General features: G+C 72.7%; 22 protein-coding genes. 14 read left to right on the forward strand and 8 right to left on the reverse strand.

Features of this window, described 5'->3' with window-relative positions; genetic code table 11:
• Positions 1 to 49: 49 nt before the first annotated feature.
• From AB0F03_RS32210 to AB0F03_RS32220, 3 genes are all read left to right on the forward strand, one after another.
• The gene (locus AB0F03_RS32210) at positions 50 to 1,186 is read left to right on the forward strand and encodes a cellulose binding domain-containing protein (RefSeq protein WP_361998483.1); all 1,137 of its coding nucleotides are present in this window, start codon (positions 50 to 52) and stop codon (positions 1,184 to 1,186) included.
• Between the two features lie 184 nt (positions 1,187 to 1,370).
• On the forward strand, positions 1,371 to 1,730 hold the full coding sequence (locus tag AB0F03_RS32215) for a cellulose binding domain-containing protein (RefSeq protein ID WP_361998486.1): 360 nt from the start codon (positions 1,371 to 1,373) through the stop codon (positions 1,728 to 1,730).
• A gap of 119 nt (positions 1,731 to 1,849) precedes the next feature.
• On the forward strand, positions 1,850 to 2,938 hold the full coding sequence (locus AB0F03_RS32220) for a lytic polysaccharide monooxygenase (protein WP_361998488.1): 1,089 nt from the start codon (positions 1,850 to 1,852) through the stop codon (positions 2,936 to 2,938).
• 139 nt (positions 2,939 to 3,077) lie between these two features.
• Here AB0F03_RS32220 and AB0F03_RS32225 read toward each other — a convergent pair whose 3' ends face one another.
• Together AB0F03_RS32225 and AB0F03_RS32230 are read right to left on the reverse strand one after the other, a co-directional pair.
• Positions 3,078 to 3,623 carry a DUF1697 domain-containing protein gene (locus tag AB0F03_RS32225; protein WP_361998491.1) on the reverse strand — a complete coding sequence of 182 codons (546 nt, stop codon included), beginning with the start codon at positions 3,621 to 3,623 and terminating at the stop codon, positions 3,078 to 3,080.
• 412 nt (positions 3,624 to 4,035) lie between these two features.
• Positions 4,036 to 4,443, reverse strand: a complete 408-nt coding sequence (locus AB0F03_RS32230; protein WP_361998494.1) for a MazG nucleotide pyrophosphohydrolase domain-containing protein — start codon at positions 4,441 to 4,443, stop codon at positions 4,036 to 4,038.
• Between the two features lie 106 nt (positions 4,444 to 4,549).
• Here AB0F03_RS32230 and AB0F03_RS32235 point away from each other — a divergent pair, with 106 nt between their 5' ends.
• Positions 4,550 to 5,548, forward strand: coding sequence for a TAXI family TRAP transporter solute-binding subunit (locus tag AB0F03_RS32235; RefSeq protein ID WP_361998496.1), 999 nt, complete (start codon positions 4,550 to 4,552; stop codon positions 5,546 to 5,548).
• A 23-nt stretch (positions 5,549 to 5,571) separates the two neighbouring features.
• Here the strand turns inward: AB0F03_RS32235 and AB0F03_RS32240 are convergent, their stop codons facing one another.
• Positions 5,572 to 6,978, reverse strand: a complete 1,407-nt coding sequence (locus AB0F03_RS32240; protein ID WP_361998499.1) for a HAMP domain-containing sensor histidine kinase — start codon at positions 6,976 to 6,978, stop codon at positions 5,572 to 5,574.
• 9 nt (positions 6,979 to 6,987) lie between these two features.
• On the reverse strand, positions 6,988 to 7,674 hold the full coding sequence (locus AB0F03_RS32245) for a response regulator transcription factor (protein ID WP_361998502.1): 687 nt from the start codon (positions 7,672 to 7,674) through the stop codon (positions 6,988 to 6,990).
• 290 nt (positions 7,675 to 7,964) lie between these two features.
• Here AB0F03_RS32245 and AB0F03_RS32250 point away from each other — a divergent pair, with 290 nt between their 5' ends.
• From AB0F03_RS32250 to AB0F03_RS32285, 8 genes are all read left to right on the forward strand, one after another.
• On the forward strand, positions 7,965 to 8,741 hold the full coding sequence (locus tag AB0F03_RS32250; protein ID WP_361998505.1) for an amino acid ABC transporter ATP-binding protein: 777 nt from the start codon (positions 7,965 to 7,967) through the stop codon (positions 8,739 to 8,741).
• Positions 8,742 to 8,820: 79 nt separating this feature from the next.
• Positions 8,821 to 9,657 (forward strand): glutamate ABC transporter substrate-binding protein, encoded by an 837-nt coding sequence (locus AB0F03_RS32255; RefSeq protein WP_361998508.1) that lies wholly within the window; start codon positions 8,821 to 8,823, stop codon positions 9,655 to 9,657.
• A gap of 75 nt (positions 9,658 to 9,732) precedes the next feature.
• Positions 9,733 to 10,398, forward strand: coding sequence for an amino acid ABC transporter permease (locus AB0F03_RS32260; RefSeq protein WP_361998511.1), 666 nt, complete (start codon positions 9,733 to 9,735; stop codon positions 10,396 to 10,398).
• Entirely contained in the window at positions 10,395 to 11,288 is an 894-nt protein-coding gene (locus AB0F03_RS32265) for an amino acid ABC transporter permease (RefSeq protein ID WP_361998513.1), read from the forward strand. Before AB0F03_RS32260 ends, AB0F03_RS32265 begins: the two co-directional genes overlap by 4 nt.
• Before the next feature lie 177 nt (positions 11,289 to 11,465).
• The gene (locus AB0F03_RS32270; protein ID WP_361998515.1) at positions 11,466 to 13,070 is read left to right on the forward strand and encodes an FAD-dependent monooxygenase; all 1,605 of its coding nucleotides are present in this window, start codon (positions 11,466 to 11,468) and stop codon (positions 13,068 to 13,070) included.
• 90 nt (positions 13,071 to 13,160) lie between these two features.
• On the forward strand, positions 13,161 to 13,232 hold the full coding sequence (locus AB0F03_RS32275; protein WP_309544753.1) for a putative leader peptide: 72 nt from the start codon (positions 13,161 to 13,163) through the stop codon (positions 13,230 to 13,232).
• Between the two features lie 71 nt (positions 13,233 to 13,303).
• A complete protein-coding gene (locus AB0F03_RS32280) occupies positions 13,304 to 13,855 on the forward strand; it encodes a cysteine dioxygenase (protein WP_361998518.1) in 552 nt (183 codons plus the stop codon).
• Positions 13,852 to 14,292, forward strand: coding sequence for a rhodanese-like domain-containing protein (locus tag AB0F03_RS32285; RefSeq protein ID WP_361998520.1), 441 nt, complete (start codon positions 13,852 to 13,854; stop codon positions 14,290 to 14,292). Before AB0F03_RS32280 ends, AB0F03_RS32285 begins: the two co-directional genes overlap by 4 nt.
• A gap of 183 nt (positions 14,293 to 14,475) precedes the next feature.
• On the opposite strand, the gene recX is transcribed toward AB0F03_RS32285, so the two are convergent.
• The 4 genes from recX to AB0F03_RS32305 all read right to left on the reverse strand — a co-directional run bounded on the left by recX (position 14,476) and on the right by AB0F03_RS32305 (position 18,530).
• Complete coding sequence (gene recX, locus AB0F03_RS32290; RefSeq protein WP_361998522.1) at positions 14,476 to 15,438, reverse strand: recombination regulator RecX; 963 nt, start codon at positions 15,436 to 15,438, stop codon at positions 14,476 to 14,478.
• 3 nt (positions 15,439 to 15,441) lie between these two features.
• Positions 15,442 to 16,569 carry a recombinase RecA gene (recA, locus tag AB0F03_RS32295; RefSeq protein ID WP_361998525.1) on the reverse strand — a complete coding sequence of 376 codons (1,128 nt, stop codon included), beginning with the start codon at positions 16,567 to 16,569 and terminating at the stop codon, positions 15,442 to 15,444.
• 359 nt (positions 16,570 to 16,928) lie between these two features.
• Positions 16,929 to 18,062, reverse strand: a complete 1,134-nt coding sequence (locus AB0F03_RS32300) for an AI-2E family transporter (RefSeq protein ID WP_361998572.1) — start codon at positions 18,060 to 18,062, stop codon at positions 16,929 to 16,931.
• 273 nt (positions 18,063 to 18,335) lie between these two features.
• The gene (locus AB0F03_RS32305; RefSeq protein WP_356945834.1) at positions 18,336 to 18,530 is read right to left on the reverse strand and encodes a DUF3046 domain-containing protein; all 195 of its coding nucleotides are present in this window, start codon (positions 18,528 to 18,530) and stop codon (positions 18,336 to 18,338) included.
• 80 nt (positions 18,531 to 18,610) lie between these two features.
• Between AB0F03_RS32305 and AB0F03_RS32310 the strand changes: the two genes are divergently transcribed.
• Complete coding sequence (locus AB0F03_RS32310; RefSeq protein ID WP_361998528.1) at positions 18,611 to 19,555, forward strand: hypothetical protein; 945 nt, start codon at positions 18,611 to 18,613, stop codon at positions 19,553 to 19,555.
• Between the two features lie 443 nt (positions 19,556 to 19,998).
• Positions 19,999 to 25,059: an ATP-dependent helicase gene (locus AB0F03_RS32315; RefSeq protein WP_361998531.1), complete on the forward strand. Its 5,061-nt coding sequence runs from the start codon at positions 19,999 to 20,001 to the stop codon at positions 25,057 to 25,059.
• The last annotated feature ends 41 nt before the right edge of the window (positions 25,060 to 25,100 follow it).

A 25,100-nucleotide genomic window follows, 5' to 3' on the forward strand; every position in this document is an offset into this window, starting at 1 on the left:
CGCGTGAGAGCGATCCCGCATCGCACCGACCGTCCCGGAGAGGACCCGCATGCGACCGTCCACGCACCCTGCCCGTGGCACGCGCGGCCTGTTGGGCGCGCTGCTCACCGCCCTCGCCGCCCTCGCCGCCCTCGCGGCACTGCTCACCACCGCCCCGGCGGCACACGCCGACACCGCGATCTGCGAGGCGTTCGGGTCGACCACGATCCAGGGCCGCTACGTCGTCCAGAACAACCGCTGGGGCACCAGCGAGGCCCAGTGCATCACGGCCACCGACTCGGGATTCCGGATCACCCAGGCCGACGGCTCGGTCCCGACGAACGGCGCCCCGAAGTCGTACCCGTCCGTCTTCAACGGCTGCCACTACACCAACTGCTCGCCCGGAACCAGCCTCCCGGCGCGGCTCAGCTCCATCTCCAGTGCGCCGACCGGCATTTCCTACAGCTATGTGAGCAACGCGGTCTACGACGCCGCGTACGACATCTGGCTCGACTCCACGCCCCGCACCGACGGCGTCAACCAGACCGAGATCATGATCTGGTTCAACAAGGTGGGGTCCGTCCAGCCCGTCGGCTCGCCGGTCGGCACCGCCACCGTCGCCGGGCGCTCGTGGCAGGTCTGGTCCGGCAACAACGGCTCCAACGACGTGCTGTCCTTCGTCGCCCCGTCGGCGATCACCAGCTGGAACTTCGACGTCCTGGACTTCGCCCACGAGGCCGTCGCCCGCGGTCTGGCGCAGAACAGCTGGTACCTGACGAGTGTGCAGGCGGGCTTCGAGCCCTGGCAGAACGGCACCGGCCTCGCCGTCACCTCGTTCTCCTCCACGGTCAACACCGGCGGCGGCGCCCCGGGTGGCCCCGGCGGCTCCGCGGCCTGCACGGTGGCGTACACGACGAACGCCTGGCAGGGCGGTTTCACCTCCGACGTCACCGTCACCAACACCGGCTCCGCCCCCGTCAACGGCTGGAAGCTGGCCTTCACCCTGCCCTCCAGGCAGCGGATCACCAGCGCCTGGGGCGCCGGTGTCACGCCGTCCTCGGGAGCGGTCACGGCGAGCAACCTCGCCTACAACGCGCAGATCCCGGCAGGCGGCAAGGCGTCCTTCGGCTTCCAGGGCACCTACGGCGGCGCCTTCGCCAAGCCGGCCGGCTTCAGCCTGAACGGTGCCGCCTGCACCACCACGTGACACAGCCGCCCGCACCACCGCGTGACACGACCGCCCGCGCGAGCCGCGTGACACGACCGCCCGCGCGGGCCACGTGACACGCCCACCTGCCCCGGGACCCGCTCGTCTCCCACACGCCGATCGGCCGGGTCCCAGTTCCACTTCGCGCGGCCCCTCGCCGGCCCTTCCGGAAAGGCCCACCCGCATGAGCCTCCCGACGCCGACGCCGACCCCCACACCGACCCCGACGCCGGCCCCGACGCCGAAGCCGGGCGCGTGCACCGCGCGGTTCCGCACCGCCTCGGCGTGGCAGGGCGGATACCGGGCGGAGAGCACGGTCGAGAACACGGGCTCCGCGCCGCTGACGGGCTGGTCGGTCGACTGGGACCTGGCCGGCTCCACCGTCACCAGCCTGTGGAACGGCTCGCTCACGACGGCGCAGGGCCGGGCCACCGTCCGAAACACCGCCTTCGACGGCTCCCCGCTCCCCGGCGCCACCACCACCTTCGGCTTCACCGCGAACGGCTCCGCGGGCACACCGGTGCCGCACTGCGCCGGCAGCTGAACACGCCCCGGCTCACGGCACCGACGCTCCCGCGACTCCCGCTCACCCCGGCACCCGCACCCGCACCCGCACCCGCCCGGGGCGCACCACCCGCCCGATCCGAACGGAAGGAGCACCACATGGTCCGACGCAGCAGACTCCTGTCGGTGGCAGCGGCCTTGTCGACGCTGCTGGCGGCACTCGCCCTGACCCTCCTGGGGCAGGGCAGCGCACAGGCGCACGGGGTGGCGATGCTGCCCGGCTCCCGCACCTACCTGTGCTACCTGGACGCGCACACCACCACCGGCGGACTGGATCCCACCAATCCGGCCTGCCGGGACGCGCTGGCGAAGAGCGGGGCGACGGCGCTGTACAACTGGTTCGCCGTGCTCGACTCCAACGCCGGAGGTCGAGGCTCCGGTTACGTCCCGGACGGCACCCTGTGCAGCGCGGGCGACCGGTCCCCGTACGACTTCTCCGCCTACAACGCGGCCCGCTCGGACTGGCCGCGGACCCATCTGACCAGCGGGGCGACCATCCAGGCGCAGTACAGCAACTGGGCGGCGCACCCCGGTGACTTCCGCGTCTACCTCACCAAGCAGGGCTGGTCACCGACTTCCGCCCTGCGCTGGGCCGACCTGGATCTGATCCAGACGGTCACCAACCCGCCGCAGCAGGGGTCGCCCGGCACCGAGGGCGGCCACTACTCCTGGGACCTGAAGCTGCCCTCCGGCCGCACCGGGAACGCCCTGGTCTTCATCCAGTGGGTCCGCTCGGACAGTCAGGAGAACTTCTTCTCCTGCTCCGACGTGGTCTTCGACGGCGGCCACGGCGAGGTCACGGGCATCCGCACCCCCGGCGGCACCCCCACCCCCACCCCGACCCCGACCCCCACGGATCCGCACACCGGTTCCTGCATGGCCACGTACTCCGTGGTCAACTCCTGGAGCGGTGGCTTCCAGGCCTCCGTCGAGGTCATGAACCACGGCACGGCCCCGCTCGACGGCTGGGCCGTGGCCTGGAAACCCGGCGCGGGCACCAGCATCAGCAATCTGTGGAACGGCACTCGGTCGACCGGCGCCGACGGCACGGTCACGGTCCGCAACGCCGACCACAACGGGGTCGTCCCCGCCGGCGGCAGCGTCACCTTCGGCTTCACCGCCACCTCGACCGGCAACGACTGGCCCGCCGGTTCGATCGGCTGCGTCACGGCACCGGGCACCACCTGACGCACGCCACCCGGCGACGACCTCACCCGCCGACGGCTACGAGGTCGTCCGCCGTGGTCCGGGCCGGTCATGCCGGCCCGGACGACGCTGTGCGGCCGGGCGGCGGCCCGGCCCCCGGCCGTGGCTCAGCGGCTGTGGCTCAGTCCCGCGCCGCCAGGTCGTGCAGGGCGGTGACCGTCCTCCAGTTGCGGGTGGTGGCCGGGATGCCGAGGCGGCGCTCGATGAAGGCGTTGTCCAGCCTGGTCCTGCCGTACCCGTCGGGGACGTGCAGGTGGATCTCGTCGCCGGCCAGCGTGAACACAGCGGTCTCGCCGGCCGGCACCTCCAGCCGGGCGGCCTGTTCTGCGGTCGGCTCCCGCGCGAGGAAGGTGACGTGCAGCTTGGCCGGGTCGTCCTCCTGGCCGAGATAGGGGTTGCGGGCCACGGTGCGGGCCAGGGATTCGGCGGTGCGCAGCAGGACCGTGACCGACACCCCGAGGTCGTCGGCGATCCGCTCCCCGATGAGTGCGGCCAGCTCGGCGTCGGTCTGTCCGGCCGGGGCGCCGAACACCACGTTGCCGCTGCGCAGATACGTCTGGACGGTCTCGCATCCCAGGGCGATGAACAGGCCGCGCAGGTCCGCCATGGCGATCTGCGTACGGCCGCCGACGTTGATCCCGCGCAGGAGCGCGACGTGCTTCGTCATGCCACCAACCTCTCACGGGCGGCATGGGGTGACGCGGGGCGCTGGCTCGGGGCGCTGGCACAAGGTGGAGCGGGGCCGCGCGAGGCGCTGGCACGGGGCCGCGCGGGGCGGCCGCACCCCGCCCCGCCCCGCCGTTCCCCCACTGATCTCAGGGACACAGTGCTCCCCGGTCCGGGGAACGGCCGGCCCGGACGTGGTCGCCCAGTGTTCGCCCCGCTGTCGACCGTGCCGGGCGCCCGGGCCGGTCCGATGGGCGCCGCCCGGACGATCGCCGGCCGCCGTGCGCCGCGGGACCTCCGGCACAGGCCCGGGGAGGCTGACGGGCACCGGTCCGCCGGCCCCTCGCGGGGCAGGTCACGCGGGGCCTGCCCAGGACTCACCGGCCGCCGCCGACCGGCGCTCGCCGCCGAAGTCAGGCCGCGCCGCCCGGTGTCCAGCCCTGGCGGCGCAGTACGGCCGACACGTCCGGCGCCCGGTAGTGCTCGCCCTTGAGGACCTTGCCGTCGGCCCGGCGGGCCACCTGGCCGTCCGGGCCGAGTTTGCTCATGTTCGCGCGGTGGATCTCGCCGATCACCTCGTCGAGGTCGATGCCGTGCACCAGTGCCGTGCCGTACGCCACGTACACCACGTCGGCCAGCTCCTGCGCGAGCCGGTCGAGCGGGCCCCCGACCGCCACCTCGGCGACCTCCGCCGCTTCCTCGGCGAGCAGTTCCCCGCGGTGGGCCGCCAGCGCGGGGTCCACCTCCGTCGGCGTGCTGCGGGCGTCGAGGCCGAAGGCACGGTGGAACTCACGGACGAGACCGGCGGGCGAAGTGCTCATACGGCGACTCTAACGGCCGCCACTGACAGGGCCCGTCGGCCGCGGCCGCCCCCGGAACGGCCACGGCCCTGGTCAGTGCCGCGCATCGGCTGGCAGGATCGCCCGCATGTCCAAGACGTTCCCCCGTATCAGCAGGCGCCGGGCGCTCCAGGGCGTGGCCGCCGGTGTCGTGGCCCTCGGGCTGCTGCTGTGGTGGCTGCTGCCCCTGGGCGAGAAGCCGCCGAGCGGGACGATCGTGTTCAGCACCGGTACCCCCCGCGGGGTCTACCAGGAGTACGGCGAGCGGCTGCGCGCCGAGCTGGCCAGGGACATGCCCGGCCTGAAGGTGAAGCTGCTGAACAGCGCCGGTTCGCAGGAGAACGTCCAGCGGGTGGCGACCGGGCGGGCGGACTTCACCATCGCGGCGGCCGACGCGGTGGCGACATACGGACTGCGGCACGGCGAGGGCGCCGGGCGGCTGCGCGGGGTGGCCCGGCTCTACGACGACTACGTGCATCTCGTCGTGCCCCGCGGTTCCGGCATCCGAAGCGTCGCGGACCTGCGGCACCGGCGAGTGGCGACCGGGCTGCCCGACTCGGGGGTGCGGCTGATCGCCGACCGGGTACTGCGCGCCGCCGGGATCGACCCGGTGAAGGACATCACCCCGGTGTCGGACGGCATCGACACCGGACCCGACCAGCTCCAGCGGGGGAAGATCGACGCGTTCTTCTGGTCGGGGGGACTGCCCACGAAGGGGCTGGTCGCGCTGGCGAAGAAGGCGGCCTTCCGGTTCGTGCCGATCGACGACGCCCTCATCGCCCGGCTGCACGGCGAGGGCGAGGCGGCGCGCTACTACCGGGCCACCAACATTCCCGAGTCGGCCTATCCGGGCGCGCAGCAGGGCGCGCAGGTGCCGACGATCGCGGTGTCCAACGTACTGATCACCCGGACGGACCTGGACCCCCGGCTCACCGAGTGGCTGACCCGCACGGTGATCAAGAGCCGGGACGGCATCGGCGCCCACGTCCACTCCGCCCAGCTGGTGGACCTGCGCACCGCCATATACACCGACCCGCTCCCGCTCCAGGAGGGCGCCCGGCGCTACTACCGGTCGGTGAAACCCTAGACCGCGGGCCCGAGGGCGGCTGCCTAACGGTGTTCCGCGTGCCGCGGGACCGTGACCGTCACACGCAGTCCGCGCGGCTCGTGGTGGGCGTAGCCGATCGAGCCGCCGCCCGCCGCTAGCAGGGCGCGGGTGATGGACAGGCCCAGGCCCGACCCCCGTACGTTCTGGTGCCGGCCGCTGCGCCAGAAACGGTCGCCCACGCGCGCGAGTTCCTCGTCGGTGAGGCCGGGGCCGGTGTCGGTGACGACGACCGTGGAGGTGTCGCCGTCGGCCCGGACGGCCACTTCCACCGTGCCGTCCTCGGGGGTGAACTTCACGGCGTTGTCGATCACCGCGTCGAGGGCGCTCGACAGGGCGATCGGGTCGGCCCAGGCGGTGGTGGGCGGACAGTCCCCGGTCAGCCGTACGCCCTGGGCACGAGCGGCCGGCGACCAGGCGGCCACCCGTTCCTCGGCCAGCGCGCCGATGTCGGTCAACCGGAGGTCGGCCTCGGCGTGTTCGGCCAGCGCCAGGCCGAGCAGGTCGTCCAGGACCTGCGCGAGGCGTTTGCCCTCGGTGCGGACGGAGGCGATCTCCTCGTTGCCCTCGGGGAGTTCGAGTGCGAGCAGTTCGATGCGCAGCAGCAGCGCCGAGAGCGGGTTGCGCAGCTGGTGCGAGGCGTCGGCGACGAAGGCGCGCTGCTGCTCCAGCACGGCCTCGACGTTGTCCGCCATCTCGTTGAACGACCGGGCCAGCCGCCTGAGTTCCGGCGGCCCCCCGGCGGCCGCGACCCGGGATTTCAGGCGGCCGGTGGCGATGTCGTGGGTGGTGGCGTCCAGGACCCGTACCGGCCTGAGCACCCAGCCGGTCAGCCGCAGCGCCGCGCCGACGGCGAGCAGCATGGCCGCGCTCTCACCGGCCCCGATGAGCAGCCAGCCGCGCAGGATGCTGGAGCGCATCTGCCCGGTGGGTGAATCGGTGACCACGACCGCGACGACGTCCCCGTCCCGGATCACCGGTGAGGCGACGACGAGCCGGCTGCGCTGCCAGGGCCACACCTGCCGCGGGTCGTGGCTGCGCCGGCTGAGCAGCGCCTCGTCGAACGCCGTACGGACCTCCCCGGCCTGCGGTACGAACCAGTCGCCGGGCGCGTTCGCCATGGCCGAGCCGTTGCGGTAGAAGACACCCGCACGGATGCCGTAGACGCCGTAGTAGCTCTCCAGTTCGCTGCGCAGACTGTCCTGGCGCTCGTCCGTGGTGGTGCGGCGGGAACCGGTGGGTCCGTCGGTGACGAACTGGGCGAGCGCCGCGAAGCGTGCCGTGTCGTCGATCCGGTCGACGACGACCCGCTGCTGCTGGGCGGCGGCCCAGCTGACGGCCAGGGGGACGCCGAGCGCGAGCAGGACCGCCGCCAGCAGGACGATGAGCAGCGGCAGAAGGCGTGTGCGCACCCGTCCCCGCTAGGCGGTCGGGGCGACGAGCCGGTAGCCGACGCCGCGTACGGTCTCGATCAGCGCGGGCATGCGGAGCTTGCCCCGCAGGGAGGCGACGTGCACCTCCAGCGTGCGGCCGGTCCCCTCCCAGCTGGTGCGCCAGACCTCGCTGATGATCTGTTCGCGCCGGAAGACGACCCCGGGCCGCTGGGCGAGCAGCGCGAGCAGGTCGAACTCCTTGCGGGTCAGCTGGACCACCGAGCCGTCCACGCTGACCTGACGGGTGGGCAGTTCGATCCGGACGGAGCCGAGGAGGAGGGCGTCCTCGCCGCCGGCGGCGGGGTCCTCGTGGACGGTGCGCCGGCTGACGGCGTGGATGCGGGCGAGCAGTTCCCCGGTGTCGTACGGCTTCACCACGTAGTCGTCGGCGCCCAGGTTGAGCCCGTGGATGCGGGAGCGGACGTCGGACCGCGCGGTGACCATGATCACCGGGGTGCCGGTGCGCTTGCGGATCTTGCCGCAGACCTCGTAGCCGTCCTGGTCGGGCAGACCGAGGTCGAGCAGGACGACGCCGAAGCCGTCGCTCTCGGGGACCAGTGCCTGCAACGCCTCCTCGCCGCTGCGCGCGTGGGTGACGTCGAAGCCGTGCCGCGCGAGGACGGCGGACAGGGCCGCGGCGACGTGGTTGTCGTCCTCGACGAGGAGCAGTCTCATTCCGGCCCCCTCCGTTTTCAGTGGTCGTACAGTCGGTGGTCGCGGGGTCTTGTGCCGCACGCGCGCGCGTGCACCATGGCAGTGACGCCCATGGAGAGGACGGCGTCAAGAGGGCCCGGGTTGCCCGCCGTTTCCGTTACCCGGCCGATATGTGCGCGGCGGCGCGTACTACGACACGTGTCCGATTGCTATCGGATCGTGATGCTCAAGTTCCCCTCAGATGTGATGACGCAGGTCACAGCCGCTCACTACTGTCCTCGGAAACCCGAGGAGGACGGAGCCTGAGAGCGATGACCAAAGTAGCGGTGGCCAAGGAAGACGTGGCCACGTCCGACGACCTGGTCGTCCTGAGCGGCGTCAACAAGCACTTCGGCGCGTTGCACGTGCTCCAGGACATCGACCTGACGATCGCCCGCGGCGAGGTCGTCGTGGTCATCGGGCCCTCCGGGTCCGGGAAGTCGACGCTGTGCCGCACCATCAACCGCCTGGAGACGATCGACTCGGGCGCGATCACGATCGACGGCAAGCCCCTGCCGCACGAGGGCCGCGAGCTGGCCCGGCTGCGGGCGGACGTCGGCATGGTCTTCCAGTCCTTCAACCTCTTCGCGCACAAGAGCGTGCTCGAGAACGTGATGCTGGGCCAGCTCAAGGTCCGCAAAGCGGACAAGAAGCAGGCCGAGGAGAAGGCGCGCGCCCTGCTGGACCGGGTCGGCGTGGGCACCCAGGCCGACAAGTACCCCGCGCAGCTGTCCGGCGGCCAGCAGCAGCGTGTCGCGATCGCGCGGGCGCTGGCGATGGACCCGAAGGTCATGCTCTTCGACGAGCCGACCTCCGCCCTCGACCCCGAGATGATCAACGAGGTCCTCGAGGTGATGCAGCAGCTCGCCCGGGAGGGCATGACGATGATCGTCGTCACGCACGAGATGGGCTTCGCACGGTCGGCCGCGAACCGCGTGGTCTTCATGGCCGACGGCCGGATCGTCGAAGAGGCCGCGCCCGACCAGTTCTTCAGCAACCCGCGCAGCGACCGGGCCAAGGACTTCCTGTCCAAGATCCTGCACCACTGACGGCGTCGCCGCGGTACCGCCCCGGACGCGTCACCCGCGCCCCAGGGGCCTCGTTCCTCACCACCAAAGGATGTTCAGCATGAAGCTCCGCAAGGTCACCGCCGCCTCGGCCGTCCTCCTCGCCCTCTCCGTGTCCGCCACCGCGTGCGGCGGCGACAAGAAGGACGACAACGGCTCCTCCGGCGGCGGCAAGAAGATCACCGTCGGTATCAAGTTCGACCAGCCGGGCATCGGCCAGAAGACCCCGCAGGGCTACGCCGGTTTCGACGTGGACGTGGCCACGTACGTCGCCAAGAAGCTCGGTTACGGCGCGAACCAGATCGAGTGGAAGGAGTCCAAGAGCGCGGACCGGGAGACCATGCTTCAGCGTGGTGACGTCCAGTTCATCGCCGCCTCCTACTCGATCACCCCGGAGCGTCAGAAGCTGGTCGACTTCGCCGGCCCCTACCTGCTCGCCCACCAGGACGTGCTGGTCCGCGCGGACGACAACTCCATCAAGTCACCGGCCGACCTGAACAAGAAGAAGCTGTGTTCGGTCACCGGTTCGACCTCCGCGCAGAACGTCAAGGACAAGCTCGCTCCCAAGGCGCAGCTCCAGCAGTACCCGACGTACTCGGCGTGCCTGACCGGTCTCCAGAACAAGGCGATCGACGCCCTGACCACCGATGACTCGATCCTCGCCGGTTACGCCTCCCAGGCCCAGTTCAAGGGCAAGTTCAAGCTGGGCGGCCTGAAGATGACCAACGAGAACTACGGCATCGGCGTCAAGAAGGGCAGCGACCTCAAGGCGAAGATCAACAAGGCGCTGGAGCAGATGGTCTCCGACGGTTCCTGGGACGCGGCCGTGAAGAAGAACTTCGGCCCGGCCGGCTACAAGAACGAGCCGGCGCCGAAGATCGGCGACGTCAAGAGCTGAGGCAACGCCCGGGAGATGCGCCGCCCGTGAGGGCGGCGCGTCCGGGCACCCCAACACGCGGAAGCGCGGGAGATCGTGTTCGACTTTCTTGATGGTTACGACGTACTGGGCGCCTTCTGGACGACCGTGCAGCTGACGCTGCTCTCCGCCGTCGGCTCCCTGGTCTGGGGCACTCTGCTGGCCGGCATGCGGGTGGGCCCGGTGCCGCTGATGCGCGGTTTCGGCACCGCCTACGTGAACACCGTGCGGAACATCCCGCTCACGGTGATCATTCTGTTCTCCTCGCTCGGCCTCTACCAGACGCTGAACATCAGCCTCGGATCCGACCAGACGGACACGATCAACTTCCGGCTGGCGGTGCTGGGTCTGACCGTCTACACGTCGGCCTTCGTGTGCGAGGCGATCCGGTCCGGCATCAACACCGTGCCGGTCGGCCAGGCGGAGGCCGCGCGGGCCATCGGCCTGAGCTTCACCCAGGTGCTGTTCCTGGTCGTGCTGCCGCAGGCCTTCCGGGCCGCTGTCCTTCCGCTCGCCAACGTCCTGATCGCCTTGACGAAGAACACGACGGTGGCGGCGGCGATCGGCGTCGCCGAGGCGGCCCTGCTGATGAAGAACATGGTCGAGAAGGAGGCGCAGCTGCTGCTGATCTCCGCGATCATCGCCTTCGGCTTCTGCTGCCTGACCCTGCCGACCGGCCTGATCCTCGGCTGGGTGGGCAAGAAGGTTGCGGTGAAGCGATGACTTCGGTTCTGTACGACGCCCAGGGGCCGCGCGCCAAGCGGCGCAACGTCCTCTACACGGCGCTCTTCATAGTCGCCTTCGCCGCCGTCGGCTGGTGGGTGTACTCGGCCCTGGACGAGAAACACCAGCTGGACTGGGTGCTGTGGAAGCCGTACCTCAGCGGCTCCGAGGCCTACACGACGTACATCTGGCCCGGCCTGGAGAACACGCTGAAGGCCGCGGCCGCGGCGATGGTCATCGCCCTGCCGCTGGGCGCGGTCCTCGGCATCGCGCGGCTCTCGGACCACCGGTGGATCCGCGTCCCGGCCGCGATCGTCGTCGAGTTCTTCCGCGCCATCCCGGTACTGGTCCTCATGATCTTCGGACTGGCGCTGTACTCCCAGTACACGAACGTCACGACCGACGGCCGTCCGCTCTACGCGGTCGTCACCGGCCTGGTGCTGTACAACGCGGCGGTGCTCGCCGAGATCGTCCGCGCGGGCATCCTCGCCCTGCCGAAGGGGCAGTCCGAGGCGGCCATGGCGATCGGTCTGCGCAAGAACCAGGTGATGCGGCTCGTCCTGTTGCCGCAGGCGGTCACCGCGATGCTCCCGGCGATCGTCAGCCAGCTGGTGGTCATCGTGAAGGACACCGCGCTCGGCGGTGCCGTCCTCACCTTCCCCGAACTGCTCTCCTCGGCGAACACGGCGAGCGGCTACTACGGCGCCAACACCATCGCGTCGTTCACGGTGATCGCCGTGATCTACCTGATCATCAACTTCTCGCTGACCTCGTTCGCGAGCTGGCTCGAGGGCCGGCTGCGGCGGCGCAAGAAGTCGACCGGCGCGGTGCTCGGTGCCCAGGACGTGGCGGACGTCGCGGGCACCGCGGCGACGGGGGTATCCGCCTGACCGCCGGTCAGACCCGAATGCACCACCAGGAGGCAGTGGCGTCATCGCCACTGCCTCCGGTCGCTTGACGCAAACCTTGCCAATGGGTTGCATACCTCGTGTGATCGTGCACCCCGTTCCACCTTCCTGTTCACTCGTCTCCGTCAGGGCATCGTCACGGGCAGGGGGCGCCGCGTCATGGACCCGGTGATCATCGTGGGAGCGGGGCCCGTCGGACTGACGCTCGCCCTGTCGCTGGCCCGTCAGGACGTGCCCGCCGTCGTCCTGGACGAGGGCCCCGGCAAGGACGAACCCCGCCCGGCGCGCACCGTCGTCCTGCGCGAGGACACGGCCGCCCTGCTGGAGCGGCTGACCGGGGTGGCGCTCGGGGAGCAGGGCGTGCGCTGGGCCGGATGGCGTTCCCTGCGGCGCAAGCAGGTGATGAGCGAGATCACTTTCGACGAGGCCGGTCCCGCGGCTCCGCTGCACATCGCCCAGCACACCCTCACCGGTGCCCTGCGCGCGGCCCTCGCCGACGAGCCGCTGGTACGGGTGGCTGTCGACAGCCGCCTGGACGCGATCGAGCAGGAGCGTTCCGGCGTCACCGCGCGTACCCGCGGTACCGGCGGCACCTGGTGGCGGGGCAGCTACCTGGCCGGCTGCGACGGCCCCCGCTCGACCGTGCGCAAGCTCCAGGACATCCGCTTCCCGGGCCGCACGGCGGTGGAGCGGCACGCGGTCGCCGCGCTGCGGGTGGAACTCCCGTGGGAGGCTCACGCGTTGCTACACCGGATGCCGCCGTGGCGGCAGTCCGGGCCCCCGGCCGGGGAGGTCACCGCCCGCCCCCTCCCGGACGGTGTGTGGCGCCTGGACTGGCTGCTGCCGCCGGGCAAGGACCTGGTCACGCCCGACATCCTGCTGGCCCGCGTCCGCGAGACCCTCGCGGGCTGGTCGGACGGTTCCGCACCGGTGTACGACCTGCTCGACACCGGAGTCCACACCGTCCACCACCGCCTCGCCCGCCGGTGGCGCGCCGGCCGGGTCTTCCTCGCGGGGGACGCGGCGCATCTGCTCGGCGCGCTCGGTACGCAGGGGCTCGACGAGGGGCTCCGGGACGCCGACAACCTCGCCTGGAAGCTGGCCGCGGCCTGGCACCACGGCCCGCACGAGGCCCTGCTGGACAGCTACCAGACCGAGCGGCGCGCGGTGGTCGCCGCCCGGCTGCGCGCCGCCGACCAGGCGCTGCCGGTGCTGCGCGGCGGGGGCGGGCTGCGCCACATCGTCCCCGGCGCCGCCCGGAGCCAGGACGCGCTGCTGGCGGACGGTCATCTGGGGCGCGGCCCGCTGGGCGGACCCGGGACGTACGCCGGCTCGCCGCTCGCCCCCGGGCGCCTGGAGGCGGAGATCGCGGTCGGCACCCCGCCCGGCGCGCCGGTGACCGATGTGCGGGTCACGGCGGAGGACGGGTCCTTCGTCCGGTTGCGCGACCGGCTCGGCCGCGGTGCGCTGCTCGTCGTCCTGATCGCGCCCGGCACGGGTGTCTGGGACCGCAGGCACTGGATGTCCGCCGGGGTGATGCCCCGGCTGGCGGCGGCGGTTACCGCGCTGCCGCACCCCGCCGAGCTGCTGGTCGCCGAGAGCTACCCGGGTGCGCCGGCGCACAGCGTGCTGCTCGTACGCCCCGACGGTCACCTGGTCACGGCCCTGAGCGGGGTCCGCCCGGCCGACCTGTACGCGGCGGCCGAGGCCACGCTGGGCGGCGCGGTGAAGGAAGGGGCGGAGGCCGGTTCGGGCGCGCGCTGACCGCGCGCCCCTCACCCCCGTCCACAGGGTGACTGTCGGTTGACCGGAGTGCGGCAGCGTGCTGTACTCCGGATCGTGACCGACACCTGTGTGCGCCTGTGGCGGAGGGTCCATATGGACCTCGTCCGCTACGCGGGCTGCGTGTGTCGCCCGTCCTGCTGAATTCGCGTCTTTCTCCCTTTCCGGGCGCCGTCGCGCGCCCGTTTCCGCGAACCTGCTCCAGGACGGTGCATGTGTCTGTCCCCTCCCCCGCCCCCTCCCTGTCCGCTGCCGCCTCCCCTGCCGTCGGCGCGGGACCCACCCAGGCCGAACTCCTCGACTTCGTCCGGCGCACGGCCGCCGACGCGGAACTGATCGCCTCCCTGCCGCTCGACCCCGAGGGCCGCACCTGGGTGCGGCTGGAGGGTCCCGGCGGCAGCGAGGCCTGGCTGATCGGCTGGCCGCCGCGCACCGGCACCGGCTGGCACGACCACGCCGACTCGGTCGGCGCGTTCCTCACCGCCTCCGGCGACCTCACGGAACACTCCCTCGCCGCCCGGCTGCCCACCGACGGCTGGAAGACGCTGGAACTCACCGAGGGCGTGGACCGCACCCGGCGGCTGTCCGCCGGCAAGGGACGCGCGTTCGGCCGTCACCATGTGCATGAAGTACTGAACGAATCCGGTGACCGACACGCGATCTCCGTCCACGCCTACTACCCGCCGCTGCCCAGGATCCGCCGTTACAGTCGCACCGGCCAGGTGCTGCGCCTGGAGCAGGTCGAACGCCCGGAGGACTGGCAGTGAGCGGCACCGTCGAGCAGTCGCAGGCGGCGCGCGTGCCGGGCGGACCGCCGCCGGGCATCGACGACCTCCTGAACCGCGTGCGGGCGGGCTACCGGCGCGTCGAGGCACGTGAGGCGTACGAGGCGGCGCAGGCCGGTGAGGCGCTGGTGGTCGACATCCGGTACGCGGCCCTGCGGGAGCGTGACGGGCTGATCCCGGGCGCCCTGGTCATCGAGCGCAACGAACTCGAGTGGCGCCTCGACCCACAGGGCAGTCACCGTGTCCCGCAGGCCACGGGACACGATGTGCGGGTCGTCGTCGTCTGCAACGAGGGGTACGCCTCCAGCCTCGCGGCCGCGTCCCTGCACCAATTGGGCCTGCACCGGGCGACGGACCTGATCGGCGGCTTCCAGGCCTGGCGCGCGGCGGGGCTGCCGGTGGAGCCGGCGCGGTCCTGAACCACGGCAGGCCGCGTGCCCCGACTGGCTGGACTGGTACAACTACCAGCTACCCCACACCGGCATCGACGGCCACACGCCAGCCGGCCGCGTCACCAGCCAGCCGCGTCACCGACCTGCCGGGACAGCACACCTAACCCCACCCCGGCGCCGGTTCCCGTCGGCCGGCCCCGGAGGGCCGCGTCAGAAGAGGTCCCCGTCTCCGAGGAACTCCGTGTCCTCGCCCTCTTCCTCCAGGGCCTGGCGGACGATGCGGAGGGCCATGCCCTCGGAGTAGCCCTTGCGGGCGAGCATCCCGGCGAGGCGCCGGAGCCGTTTGTCCCGGTCGAGGCCGCGCGTGGCGTGCAGTTTGCGGGCGACCAGTTCGCGGGCGGTCGCCTCCTCCCGCTCGGAGTCGAGCTGGGCGACGGCCTCATCGATCAGCGTCGAGTCGACCCCCTTGGTGCGCAGCTCCCGGGCGAGTGCCCGGCGGGCGAGTCCCCGGCCGTGGTGCCGGGACTCCACCCAGGCGTCCGCGAAGGCGCCGTCGTCGATGAGCCCGACCTCCTCGAACCGGGAGAGCACCTCGTCGGCGACGTCGTCGGGGATCTCCCGGTTGCGCAAGGCGTCCGCGAGCTGCTTGCGGGTGCGCGGGGTCCCGGTGAGCAGGCGCAGGCAGATCGCCCGGGCCCGCTCAGCCGGGTCCCCTGAAGACTCCCCCCGCTCGGCCCTCGACGAGGGAAGGGCGTCTTCGTCCTCACCGGGCGCGTCCCCGAAACCGCGCCTCCGGCCACGTCTGCGGCCGCCACCCCGCGGGCCGCCGTTGGCTCCGGAGCCACGGCCGGACGAGCCGGCCCTTCGCGGCTCACCGTCCACGGCCGCCGGGTGGGCGCCGCCGTCACCCCCGTGTCCATCGGTGGCTCCGTACGCGTCGGACCCGTCGTCGGCGTCACGCCCGCCGTACTCGCCGTACGTGCCACGCCGCCCGGACTCGCCATAACCGTCGTCCGGATACCCGTCGTCCCCGGACCCGGCACCCCGGTGCCCGTCGCCCCGGTGTCCGTCGTCACCGTCCGTGGCGTAGCCCGGCCGGCCCCCGGTGCCCCTCCCCCGTAGGGCGCCGGGGGAGGCGTACTCGTACTCGGCCCAGTCGGTTCGTCGTGTCACGGGTCAGCTCTTGGCTGCGGTGGCCTTGGGCTTGGCGGTCTTGGCGGCTGCCGGGGCGGGCACCGACTTGGCGTCGTCCGCCGCCGCGGTGGTGACCGCCGCGTCCGCGCCCGGCTCCACGGCGGGCTTCTCCGGCCGGACGCCCACGCCCAGCTTCTCCTTGATCTTCTTCTCGATCTCGTTGGCCAGGTCGGGGTTGTCCTTCAGGAAGTTGCGCGCGTTCTCCTTGCCCTGGCCGAGCTGGTCGCCCTCGTACGTGTACCAGGCGCCGGCCTTGCGGACGAAGCCGTGCTCCACGCCCATGTCGATCAGGCCGCCCTCACGGCTGATGCCGTGACCGTAGAGGATGTCGAACTCGGCCTGCTTGAAGGGCGGCGCCACCTTGTTCTTGACCACCTTGACGCGGGTGCGGTTGCCCACCGCGTCGGTGCCGTCCTTCAGCGTCTCGATACGCCGGATGTCGAGCCGCACCGAGGCGTAGAACTTCAGCGCCCGGCCACCGGTCGTGGTCTCCGGGGAGCCGAACATCACACCGATCTTCTCGCGGAGCTGGTTGATGAAGATCGCGGTGGTCTTGGACTGGTTGAGCGCGCTGGTGATCTTCCGCAGGGCCTGGCTCATCAGACGGGCCTGGAGACCGACGTGGCTGTCGCCCATCTCGCCCTCGATCTCCGCGCGCGGGACGAGCGCCGCGACGGAGTCGATGACGATCAGGTCGAGGGCACCGGAGCGGACGAGCATGTCCACGATCTCCAGGGCCTGCTCGCCGTTGTCGGGCTGGGAGAGGATCAGGTTGTCGATGTCGACGCCGAGCTTCTGCGCGTACTCGGGGTCGAGGGCGTGCTCCGCGTCCACGAACGCGACCTGGCCGCCGGCCTTCTGGGCGTTCGCCACCGCGTGCAGGGTCAGGGTCGTCTTGCCGGAGGACTCCGGTCCGTAGACCTCGATGACACGGCCGCGCGGCAGGCCGCCGACGCCGAGGGCCACGTCGAGCGCGGTCGACCCGGTCGGGATGACCTCGATGGGCTCCTTCGACCGATCGCCCATGCGCATGACCGCGCCCTTGCCGAATTGCCGTTCAATCTGTGCGAGCGCGGCGTCGAGCGCCTTCTCGCGGTCGGTTCCTGCCATGGGTTCCACCCGGTTTGCTTGAGTCGATCGCTTCACGTCAAAGACGCTAACGCCTGCCACTGACAATGCGCCCCGACGCAGGCCCAGCCTGTGGATAACCGAGGGGCACCTACCCTCGAATCGGGACGTAATCCCCTGCCGAAAGCCTCGCCTGAGCCTCCATGTGAATGGATGTTCGATTTTCATGTCAAGCGCACCCCGCGGGCGGGCAGGGTTCCCGCGGGGCGGCCGAACGGCTCCGGCCGACGCTCACCGTGCGGACGGGCGACATGCGGCCCTACGGCCAACGAGCGGACGAGCGGACGAGCGGTCGTCCGGACGGGCTACCGCGGCGGTCCGTCGCGGTCATCGCCCCGGCCCTACGGCCGCTCCTGCCCGCCGGGACGGCCGGACCACAGCCGGCGGACGCGCGTGAGCGTTCCCGGACCGGCCGGCCGGCCCTGGTGCCCGTGCACCCGGGGGTCGTCCGTGACGGCGTACCGCTTCACGTACGCCCCGAGGAACGCCTGGAGCGTGGCCACCGCGGGGATGGCGATCAGCGCGCCGACCGCACCGAGCAGCGCGGTGCCCGCGATGACCGAACCGAAGGCGACCGCCGGGTGGATGTCCACCGTCTTGGCGGTCAGCTTGGGCTGGAGCATGTAGTTCTCGAACTGCTGGTAGACCACGACGAAGACCAGCACCCACACCGCGTACCAGGGGTTGACGGTGAACGCGATCAGCATCGGCAGCGCGCCCGCCAGGTACGTCCCGATGGTGGGGATGAACTGCGACACCAGACCGACCCAGACACCGAGCACGGGCGCGTACGGCACGCCCAGGGACTCGAGCAGGATGTAGTGCGCGACCCCGGAGATGAGTGCCATGAGGCCGCGCGAGTAGAGATAGCCGCCCGTCTTGTCGACGGCGATCTCCCACGCGCGCAGCACCTCGGCCTGACGGGCGGGCGGCAGGACGGAGCACAGGGCGCGGCGCAGCCGGGGGCCGTCCGCGGCGAAGTAGAACGAGAACAGTCCGATCGTCAGCAGCTGGAAGAGGCCGCCGAGGACCTGCGCGGACACGTCGAGGACACCGGCCGCGCTGTTCTGCGCGTACTTGCGCAGCCAGTCGGAGTGGAGCAGCCCCTCCTGGACGTCCACCCGCCGGAGTTCCGTGTGGAAGCTCTTGTTGATCCAGTGGATGAGCGAGTCGAGGTAGTCCGGGAAACCCTCGATCATCTTGATGATCTGGCCGGCCAGCATCGACCCGAGCAGGGTGACGAAACCGGCGGCGATGACGGTCAGCCCGAGGAAGACCAGGAAGGTGGCGAGCCCCCGGCGCATCCCGCGGCCCGCCATCCGGCTCACCGCCGGCTCGATCGCTAGAGCCAGGAAGAACGCGATCAACATGTTGATCAACAGGGCGGTCAGCTGGTGGAAGGCCCAGCTGCCCAGCTGGAACGCGGCGATCAGCGCGAGCGCGAGCACCATGGCGCGCGGCAGCCAGCGCGGCATCCGGCCGGGCGGGGTGACGGCCTCGGGGGCCGGAGCCCGGTCGGGCGGCGTCGCCGCCGGTGCCGTGTGCCGGTCGGACGGGGCGGACGGCTCGTCGCCGTCGGCGGGCGGTGCCAGGGAGTCCTCGTGAGTCGATGCCACGGGCCAAGTCTCGCCCACGCCAGGGACAGCCGGTGCCCGTGGGCGGCCTTCGTGACAGATCAGTGCCGTACCGCCGGGTCCCCCACCGGTCTCGGCCCGCGCGCGCAGCGCATTCCGGCCGGCCGGTGTCCGTCAGCGTCTCTCGCCGGGCACGCTCATGACGGCGCAGACCACGCGCCACACGTCCTTGGCCTCCCAGCCGGCGTCCAGTGCCTCGTTCACCGTGCGTCCGCCCAGCTCCGCCATGACGTGATCACGCGCGAAGGTGTCGGCGTACTCCGGACCGAAGTGTTCCGCCATCCGCTGCCAGAAGACCGTCAACCGCATGACACCAGTATCCCGCCCCTGAGTGTGGGCCCTGGCCGGGAGTGCTTTCCGAGACCGCTTTCCGTCCTACGGTCTGACCCATGTCCGAAACAGGAGTCTCCCCACTCCCCTCCACGCCTCCGGCGCGCTCCCCGCTCCTCCGCGCCGAGCAGTTCGTGTGGCTCACCGCGCGCGTGCTGGAGCAGCGCCTCTTCGCCCACCACTTCCTGCACGGCACCCCGGACGCGGTGGAGACGGCGCTGGACGCCTACCGCAACGAGGACGGCGGCTACGGGCACGCGCTCGAACCCGATCTGCGCGGACCGGTCAGCCAGCCCCTGCACACCGCGCACGCCCTGGGCGTGCTGGACGCCATCGGGCGGTGCGGCGGACAGCGGGTGGAGCGCGTGTGCCGCTATCTGACCTCCGTCTCCACCGCGGACGGCGCGCTGCCGGCCGTCCACCCCAGCCAGCGCGGGTATCCCACGGCGCCGTTCGTCCCGGTCGTCGACGACCCGCCCAGCGAGCTGCTGGCCACCGGACCGGTGGTCGGCGTGCTGCACCGCAACGCGGTGTGGCACGCGTGGCTGTTCCGGGCCACCGACTTCTGCTGGCAGGCCGTGGAGTCCCTGGAGAAGTCCCACCCCTACGAGGTGGAGGCCGCCGTGACCTTCCTGGACTCCGCTGCCGACCGCCCGCGCGCGGAGGCCGCCGCCGACCGGCTGGGCCGCCTGGTGCGGGAGCAGCGCCTCGCGGCGCTGGACTTCGGCCGTCTCGACGCGTTCCCGGTCGCCCCCGGTTACGCCCCGGGCGAGCACCACTTCCCGCACGACTTCGCCCGCGGCCCGGACTCGCTCGCGCGCGCGTGGTTCACGGATGACGAGATGGCGCGCTCGCTGGACCACCTGGCGGCCGAGCAGCGGGAGGACGGCGGCTGGCCGGTCCGCTGGCGCCAGTGGGCCCCGGCCCCCGCGCTGGAGGCACGCCCCCTGGTGACGATCGAGGCACTGCTCACGTTGCGGGCACACGGCCGCTTCGTGGGCTGACCGGCCCGGTGCGCGGCTCCGTGTACTGACCGGTCGGGCGCACGGCCTCTTCGTGGGCCGGCCGGTCCAGGGCGCCGGAGGTCCCGTCCCGCGCGCCGGACGGGACGGGAACGGCTCGGCCCAGCCGTACCGGCGGGGACCCCTTCCCGCGCGCCGGAGAAGCCTGCCCGGCATGCTGGACCGGCCGGCCGTGCCTCACGCGCCGACGGCCCGTACGCCCACCGTCCACCGCCACGGCCGCGACGCGCGGGTCTCGACGCGCGAGGTTCGGGGTTCGGGTCGGGTTCGGCGCCTGGCCGTAGCACCCCGCCACGTCGCCGCCCCGCCCCGCGCCGCGCCGCCCGCCCGCACCGCGGTGGGGCGCCCGCGGGGCGCAGGAACCTCGCTCGTCCGGATTTGCCCAGGTCAGGGCGATTGTCAGTGGGTGGGTGCAGGATGGACGCATGGTCAGCTCCGCACACCGAGCCCTGGACGGCTTCTCCCCCGCGACCCGCGGCTGGTTCACGGGGGCGTTCTCCGCGCCCACCGCGGCCCAGGCCGGCGCGTGGCAGGCCATCCGGGAGGGCTCGGACGTGCTGGTGGTCGCCCCGACCGGCTCGGGCAAGACGCTGGCCGCGTTCCTCGCCGCCCTGGACCAGCTGGCCTCGGCCCCGCCCCCGGCGGACCCGAAGAAGCGCTGCCGGGTGCTGTACGTGTCGCCGCTGAAGGCCCTCGCGGTCGACGTCGAGCGCAATCTGCGCAGTCCGCTGACCGGCATCCGCCAGGAATCCGTGCGCCTGGGCCGGCCCGAGCCCGAGATCCGGGTCGGCATCCGCTCCGGTGACACCCCCGCCGCCGAGCGCCGCGCGCTGTCCACGCGCCCGCCGGACATCCTCATCACCACCCCCGAGTCGCTGTTCCTGATGCTGACGTCGGCCGCGCGCGACGCGCTGGCCGGCGTGGAGACGGTGATCCTGGACGAGGTGCACGCGGTCGCGGGCACCAAGCGCGGCGCGCACCTCGCGCTCTCCCTGGAGCGGCTGGACGAACTGCTGCCGAGGCCCGCCCGCCGGATCGGCCTGTCGGCGACCGTGCGCCCGGTGGACGAGGTGGGCCGGTATCTGTCACCGGGCCGCAAGGTGGAGATCGTCCAGCCGGAGTCCGGCAAGGAGTTCGACCTGTCCGTGGTCGTCCCGGTCGAGGACATGGGCGAGCTGGGCGGTTCCCCGGCGGCCGACGCGGCCGGGGGCGGCGAGCGGCCGTCGATCTGGCCGCAGGTGGAGGAGCGGATCGCCGACCTGGTCCAGTCCCACCGCTCCACGATCGTCTTCGCCAACTCCCGCCGGCTGGCCGAGCGGCTGTGCAACCGGCTCAACGAGATCGCGTACGAGCGCGCCACCGGCGAACCCCTGGACGAGCACCACGCCCCGGCCCAGCTGATGGGCGGCTCGGGCGCGGCCCAGGGCGCGCCCCCCGTGATCGCCCGCGCGCACCACGGCTCGGTCTCCAAGGAGCAGCGCGCCCTGGTGGAGGAGGACCTGAAGGCGGGCCGGCTGCCCGCGGTGGTCGCCACGTCCAGCCTGGAACTGGGCATCGACATGGGTGCCGTGGACCTCGTCGTGCAGGTCGAGTCCCCGCCCTCCGTCGCCTCGGGCCTCCAGCGCGTGGGCCGCGCGGGACACCAGGTCGGCGCCGTCTCCACCGGTGTGGTCTTCCCGAAGTACCGGGGGGACCTCGTCCAGGCGGCCGTGGTCACCGAGCGGATGCGCACGGGCGCCATCGAGTCCCTGAAGGTGCCCGCGAACCCGCTGGACGTGCTCGCGCAGCAGCTGGTCGCCATGACGGCGCTGGACACCTGGCAGTTCGACGACCTGCTCGCCGTGGTCCGCCGCGCCGCCCCGTTCGCCTCGCTCCCCGAGTCGGCGTTCACGGCGACGCTCGACATGCTCGCGGGCCGCTATCCGTCGGACGCGTTCGCGGAGCTGCGCCCGCGCGTGGTGTGGGACCGGGTGGCCGGGACGGTCACCGGCCGGCCCGGCGCCCAGCGTCTCGCCGTCACCTCCGGCGGCACGATCCCGGACCGTGGCCTGTTCGGGGTCTTCCTCGCCGGTTCCGACCCCAAGAAGGGCGGCGGCCGGGTCGGTGAGCTGGACGAGGAGATGGTCTACGAGTCCCGGGTGGGCGACGTCTTCACGCTGGGCACGAGTTCCTGGCGCATCGTGGACATCACCCGCGACCGGGTTCTGGTCTCCCCGGCGCCGGGCGTGCCGGGCCGGCTGCCCTTCTGGAAGGGCGACCAGCTCGGCCGTCCGCTCGAACTGGGCCGCGCGGTCGGCGCGTTCCTGCGCGAGGTCGGCTCGCTGTCCAAGGAGGACGCCCGGCTGCGCCTGCTCACCGCGGGTCTGGACGCCTGGGCGGCGGACAACGTGCTGTCGTACCTCGACGAGCAGCGCGAGGCCTGCGGCCATGTCCCGGACGACCGGACGATCGTCGTGGAACGGTTCCGGGACGAGCTGGGCGACTGGCGGGTCGTCGTGCACTCGCCGTTCGGTGCCCAGGTCCACGCCCCCTGGGCGCTCGCCCTCGGCGCGCGCCTGTCCGAGCGGTACGGCATGGACGCGCAGGTCATGCACGCCGACGACGGCATCGTGCTGCGCCTGCCCGACGCCGACCTGATGGGCCTGGACCTGCTGGACCAGGAGCCGGTGAAGGCCGGCACCGAGTACGACGGTGACCAGGCCCCGGTCGGTGCGGCGGACGTCGCCTTCGACAAGGGCGAGGTCGACCAGATCGTCACCGACCAGGTCGGCGGCTCGGCGCTGTTCGCCTCCCGGTTCCGCGAGTGCGCCGCCCGCGCGCTGCTGCTGCCGCGCCGCACCCCGGGCAAGCGCACCCCGCTGTGGCAGCAGCGGCAGCGGGCCGCCCAGTTGCTCCAGGTGGCGAGCGAGTTCGGCTCGTTCCCGATCGTCCTGGAGGCGGTCCGCGAATGCCTCCAGGACGTCTTCGACGTTCCCGGGCTGGTCGAGCTGATGGGCGAACTCGAGTCCCGCAGGGTGCGCCTGGTCGAGGTCACCACCCCGGAGCCGTCACCGTTCGCCCGCTCCCTGCTGTTCGGGTACGTCGCCCAGTTCCTGTACGAGGGTGACTCCCCGCTGGCCGAGCGCCGTGCCGCCGCGCTGTCCCTGGACTCGAGGCTGCTGGCCGAGCTGCTGGGCCAGGCGGAGCTGCGCGAACTGCTCGACGCGGAGGTGCTGACCGAGCTGGAGCGCGAACTCCAGTGGCTCACGGAGGACCGCCGGGTCAAGGACGTGGAGGGGGTCGCCGACATACTGCGTCTGCTCGGCCCGCTGACCGACGCAGAGCTGGTCGCACGGGGCGCGGACCCGCAGTGGGCGCGGGAGCTGGCCGCCGCCCGCCGCACCATCAGGGTGCGGATCGCGGGCGCCGAGCACTGGGCGACCGTGGAGGACGCGGGCCGGCTGCGCGACGCGCTCGGCACGGCGCTGCCCGTCGGTGTCCCCGAGGCCTTCACCGAGCCGGTCAAGGACCCGCTGGGCGACCTCCTCGCGCGGTACGCCCGCACCCACGGCCCGTTCACCTCGGCCACGGCGGCGGCCCGCTTCGGCCTGGGTGTCGCGGTCACGGAGGGCGCCCTGCAACGGCTCGCCGCCAACGGCCGAGTCGTCCAGGGCGAGTTCCATCCGGCGGGCATCGGCCAGGAGTGGTGCGACGCGGCCGTACTGCGCCGCCTGCGCCGCCGCTCCCTGGCAGCCCTGCGGCACGAACTGGAACCCGTGCCGCCGCCCGCGCTCGCGCAGTTCCTGCCGCAGTGGCAGCACATCGGCAAGGGCCACGGGCTGCGGGGCATCGACGGACTGGTGCGCGCGGTGGAGCAGTTGCAGGGTGCCTCGGTGCCCGCCTCCGCGCTGGAGAAGCTGGTCCTGCCCTCCCGCGTGGCCGCCTACACACCCTCGATGCTCGACGAGCTGACCGCCGCGGGCGAGGTGGTGTGGGCCGGAGCGGGCGCCCTGCCCGGCAAGGACGGCTGGGTCTCCCTCTACCTGGCCGACGCGGCACCGCTGCTGCTGCCGTCACCGCACCCGCTGGAGCTGACCCCGCTGCACCAGTCCGTCCTGGACACCCTCTCCGGCGGCTACGGCCTGTTCTTCCGGCAGATCGCCGACCAGGTCCGGGCCACCGCCCACCCGGAAGCCACCGACCCGCAACTGGCCGACGTGCTGTGGGACCTGGCCTGGTCGGGCCGGCTCACCAACGACACGCTGGCACCGATGCGTTCCCTGCTGGGCTCGGGCCGTACCGCGGGCTCGACCGCGCACCGTGCCAAGCGCAGCGTCCCGCGCGGCCGGTACGGCTCCCTGACGGCCGCGGCGCGCACCGCCTCCCGCACCGGCCCGCCGACCGTCGCCGGCCGCTGGTCGCTGCTGCCCGCGGCCGAGCCGGACGCCACCGTGCGCGCGCACGCGCTGGCCCGCACGCTCCTGGACCGGCACGGCGTGGTCACCCGCGGCGCGGTCGCCGCGGAGGGTGTCGAGGGCGGCTTCTCGGCGGTGTACCGGGTGCTGTCCGTGTTCGAGGAGAGCGGCCAGGCCCGGCGTGGTTACGTGGTCGAGGGGCTGGGCGCGGCCCAGTTCGCGATGGACGGCGCGGTGGACCGCCTGCGTGCGGTGGCGAACGCCCGCGAGCGGTCGCAGGGCCTGCCCGTCCCGGCCGGTCCCAGCGGCTTCGGGGCCCCGGGCGGCGCGAACGGTTTCGCCGACCCGGGCTTCCCCAATCCGTTCGGCGCCCCGTTCGACGCGCCCTTCGGCACAGCCGACGGCACTCTGCACGGCCACACACCCCCCGGCACCTTCGACGGGACCGACGGCGGTCTCGCCCACCCCGGTCTGGACGGCGACTTCACGTGGCCGCCGGAGGACCGCCCCACCACCGCCGGTGACAGCGCGCCCCGCGGCCTCGCCGACCCCTTCGCCTCCCCCGGTTACGGCGGCCCCCGCGGAGGCGGCCCCGCCCCCTACGCCTCCCCCGGTGGCTCGCGCCCCTACGGCTCCGCTCCCTACGGTCCGGCCGCGCACCGGAGCCAGGGCAACGGCCGTACGGGCACCCCGGCACCCGACCCCCGGGCGGTGGTCCTCGCCGCGGCCGACCCCGCGAACGCCTACGGCGCCGCCCTCCCCTGGCCGGAGCCGCCGACCGGGGCCGGGCACAAGCCGGGCCGCAAGGCGGGCTCACTGGTCGTACTGGTGGAGGGCGAGCTGACGCTGTACATGGAGCGCGGCGGCAAGACACTGCTGGCCTGGCCCGCCGCCCCGGACACCGACACCTCCGACGACCCCCGTCTCGGTACGGCCGCCGAGGCGCTGGCCGCGGCGGCCCGCGCGGGTTCGCTCGGCACGGTCACGGTCGAGCGGATCAACGGCGCCCAGGCCCTGACCTCGCCCGTGGGCGCCCTCCTGGAGACGGCGGGATTCGTGGCGACACCCCGTGGCCTGCGCCTGAGAGCATGACCGGCACCGTGGCCGCGCCGAGCGCGTGGCACTCTTGACGC

The sequence above is a fragment of the Streptomyces sp. NPDC028722 genome (assembly GCF_040637655.1).
Classification (GTDB): Bacteria; Actinomycetota; Actinomycetes; order Streptomycetales; family Streptomycetaceae; genus Streptomyces.

Coding starts and splice junctions, on each gene's coding strand:
- AB0F03_RS32230 (WP_361998494.1), bottom strand. CDS start 4,443: ATGAGCACTTCGCCCGCCGGTCTCGTCCGTGAGTTCCACCGTGCCTTC.
- AB0F03_RS32215 (WP_361998486.1), top strand. CDS start 1,371: ATGAGCCTCCCGACGCCGACGCCGACCCCCACACCGACCCCGACGCCG.
- AB0F03_RS32250 (WP_361998505.1), top strand. CDS start 7,965: ATGACCAAAGTAGCGGTGGCCAAGGAAGACGTGGCCACGTCCGACGAC.
- AB0F03_RS32225 (WP_361998491.1), bottom strand. CDS start 3,623: ATGACGAAGCACGTCGCGCTCCTGCGCGGGATCAACGTCGGCGGCCGT.
- recA (WP_361998525.1), bottom strand. CDS start 16,569: ATGGCAGGAACCGACCGCGAGAAGGCGCTCGACGCCGCGCTCGCACAG.
- AB0F03_RS32310 (WP_361998528.1), top strand. CDS start 18,611: ATGTCCGAAACAGGAGTCTCCCCACTCCCCTCCACGCCTCCGGCGCGC.
- AB0F03_RS32255 (WP_361998508.1), top strand. CDS start 8,821: ATGAAGCTCCGCAAGGTCACCGCCGCCTCGGCCGTCCTCCTCGCCCTC.
- AB0F03_RS32265 (WP_361998513.1), top strand. CDS start 10,395: ATGACTTCGGTTCTGTACGACGCCCAGGGGCCGCGCGCCAAGCGGCGC.
- AB0F03_RS32305 (WP_356945834.1), bottom strand. CDS start 18,530: ATGCGGTTGACGGTCTTCTGGCAGCGGATGGCGGAACACTTCGGTCCG.
- AB0F03_RS32210 (WP_361998483.1), top strand. CDS start 50: ATGCGACCGTCCACGCACCCTGCCCGTGGCACGCGCGGCCTGTTGGGC.
- AB0F03_RS32220 (WP_361998488.1), top strand. CDS start 1,850: ATGGTCCGACGCAGCAGACTCCTGTCGGTGGCAGCGGCCTTGTCGACG.
- AB0F03_RS32245 (WP_361998502.1), bottom strand. CDS start 7,674: ATGAGACTGCTCCTCGTCGAGGACGACAACCACGTCGCCGCGGCCCTG.
- AB0F03_RS32300 (WP_361998572.1), bottom strand. CDS start 18,062: ATGCCGCGCTGGCTGCCGCGCGCCATGGTGCTCGCGCTCGCGCTGATC.
- AB0F03_RS32235 (WP_361998496.1), top strand. CDS start 4,550: ATGTCCAAGACGTTCCCCCGTATCAGCAGGCGCCGGGCGCTCCAGGGC.
- AB0F03_RS32270 (WP_361998515.1), top strand. CDS start 11,466: ATGGACCCGGTGATCATCGTGGGAGCGGGGCCCGTCGGACTGACGCTC.
- AB0F03_RS32315 (WP_361998531.1), top strand. CDS start 19,999: ATGGTCAGCTCCGCACACCGAGCCCTGGACGGCTTCTCCCCCGCGACC.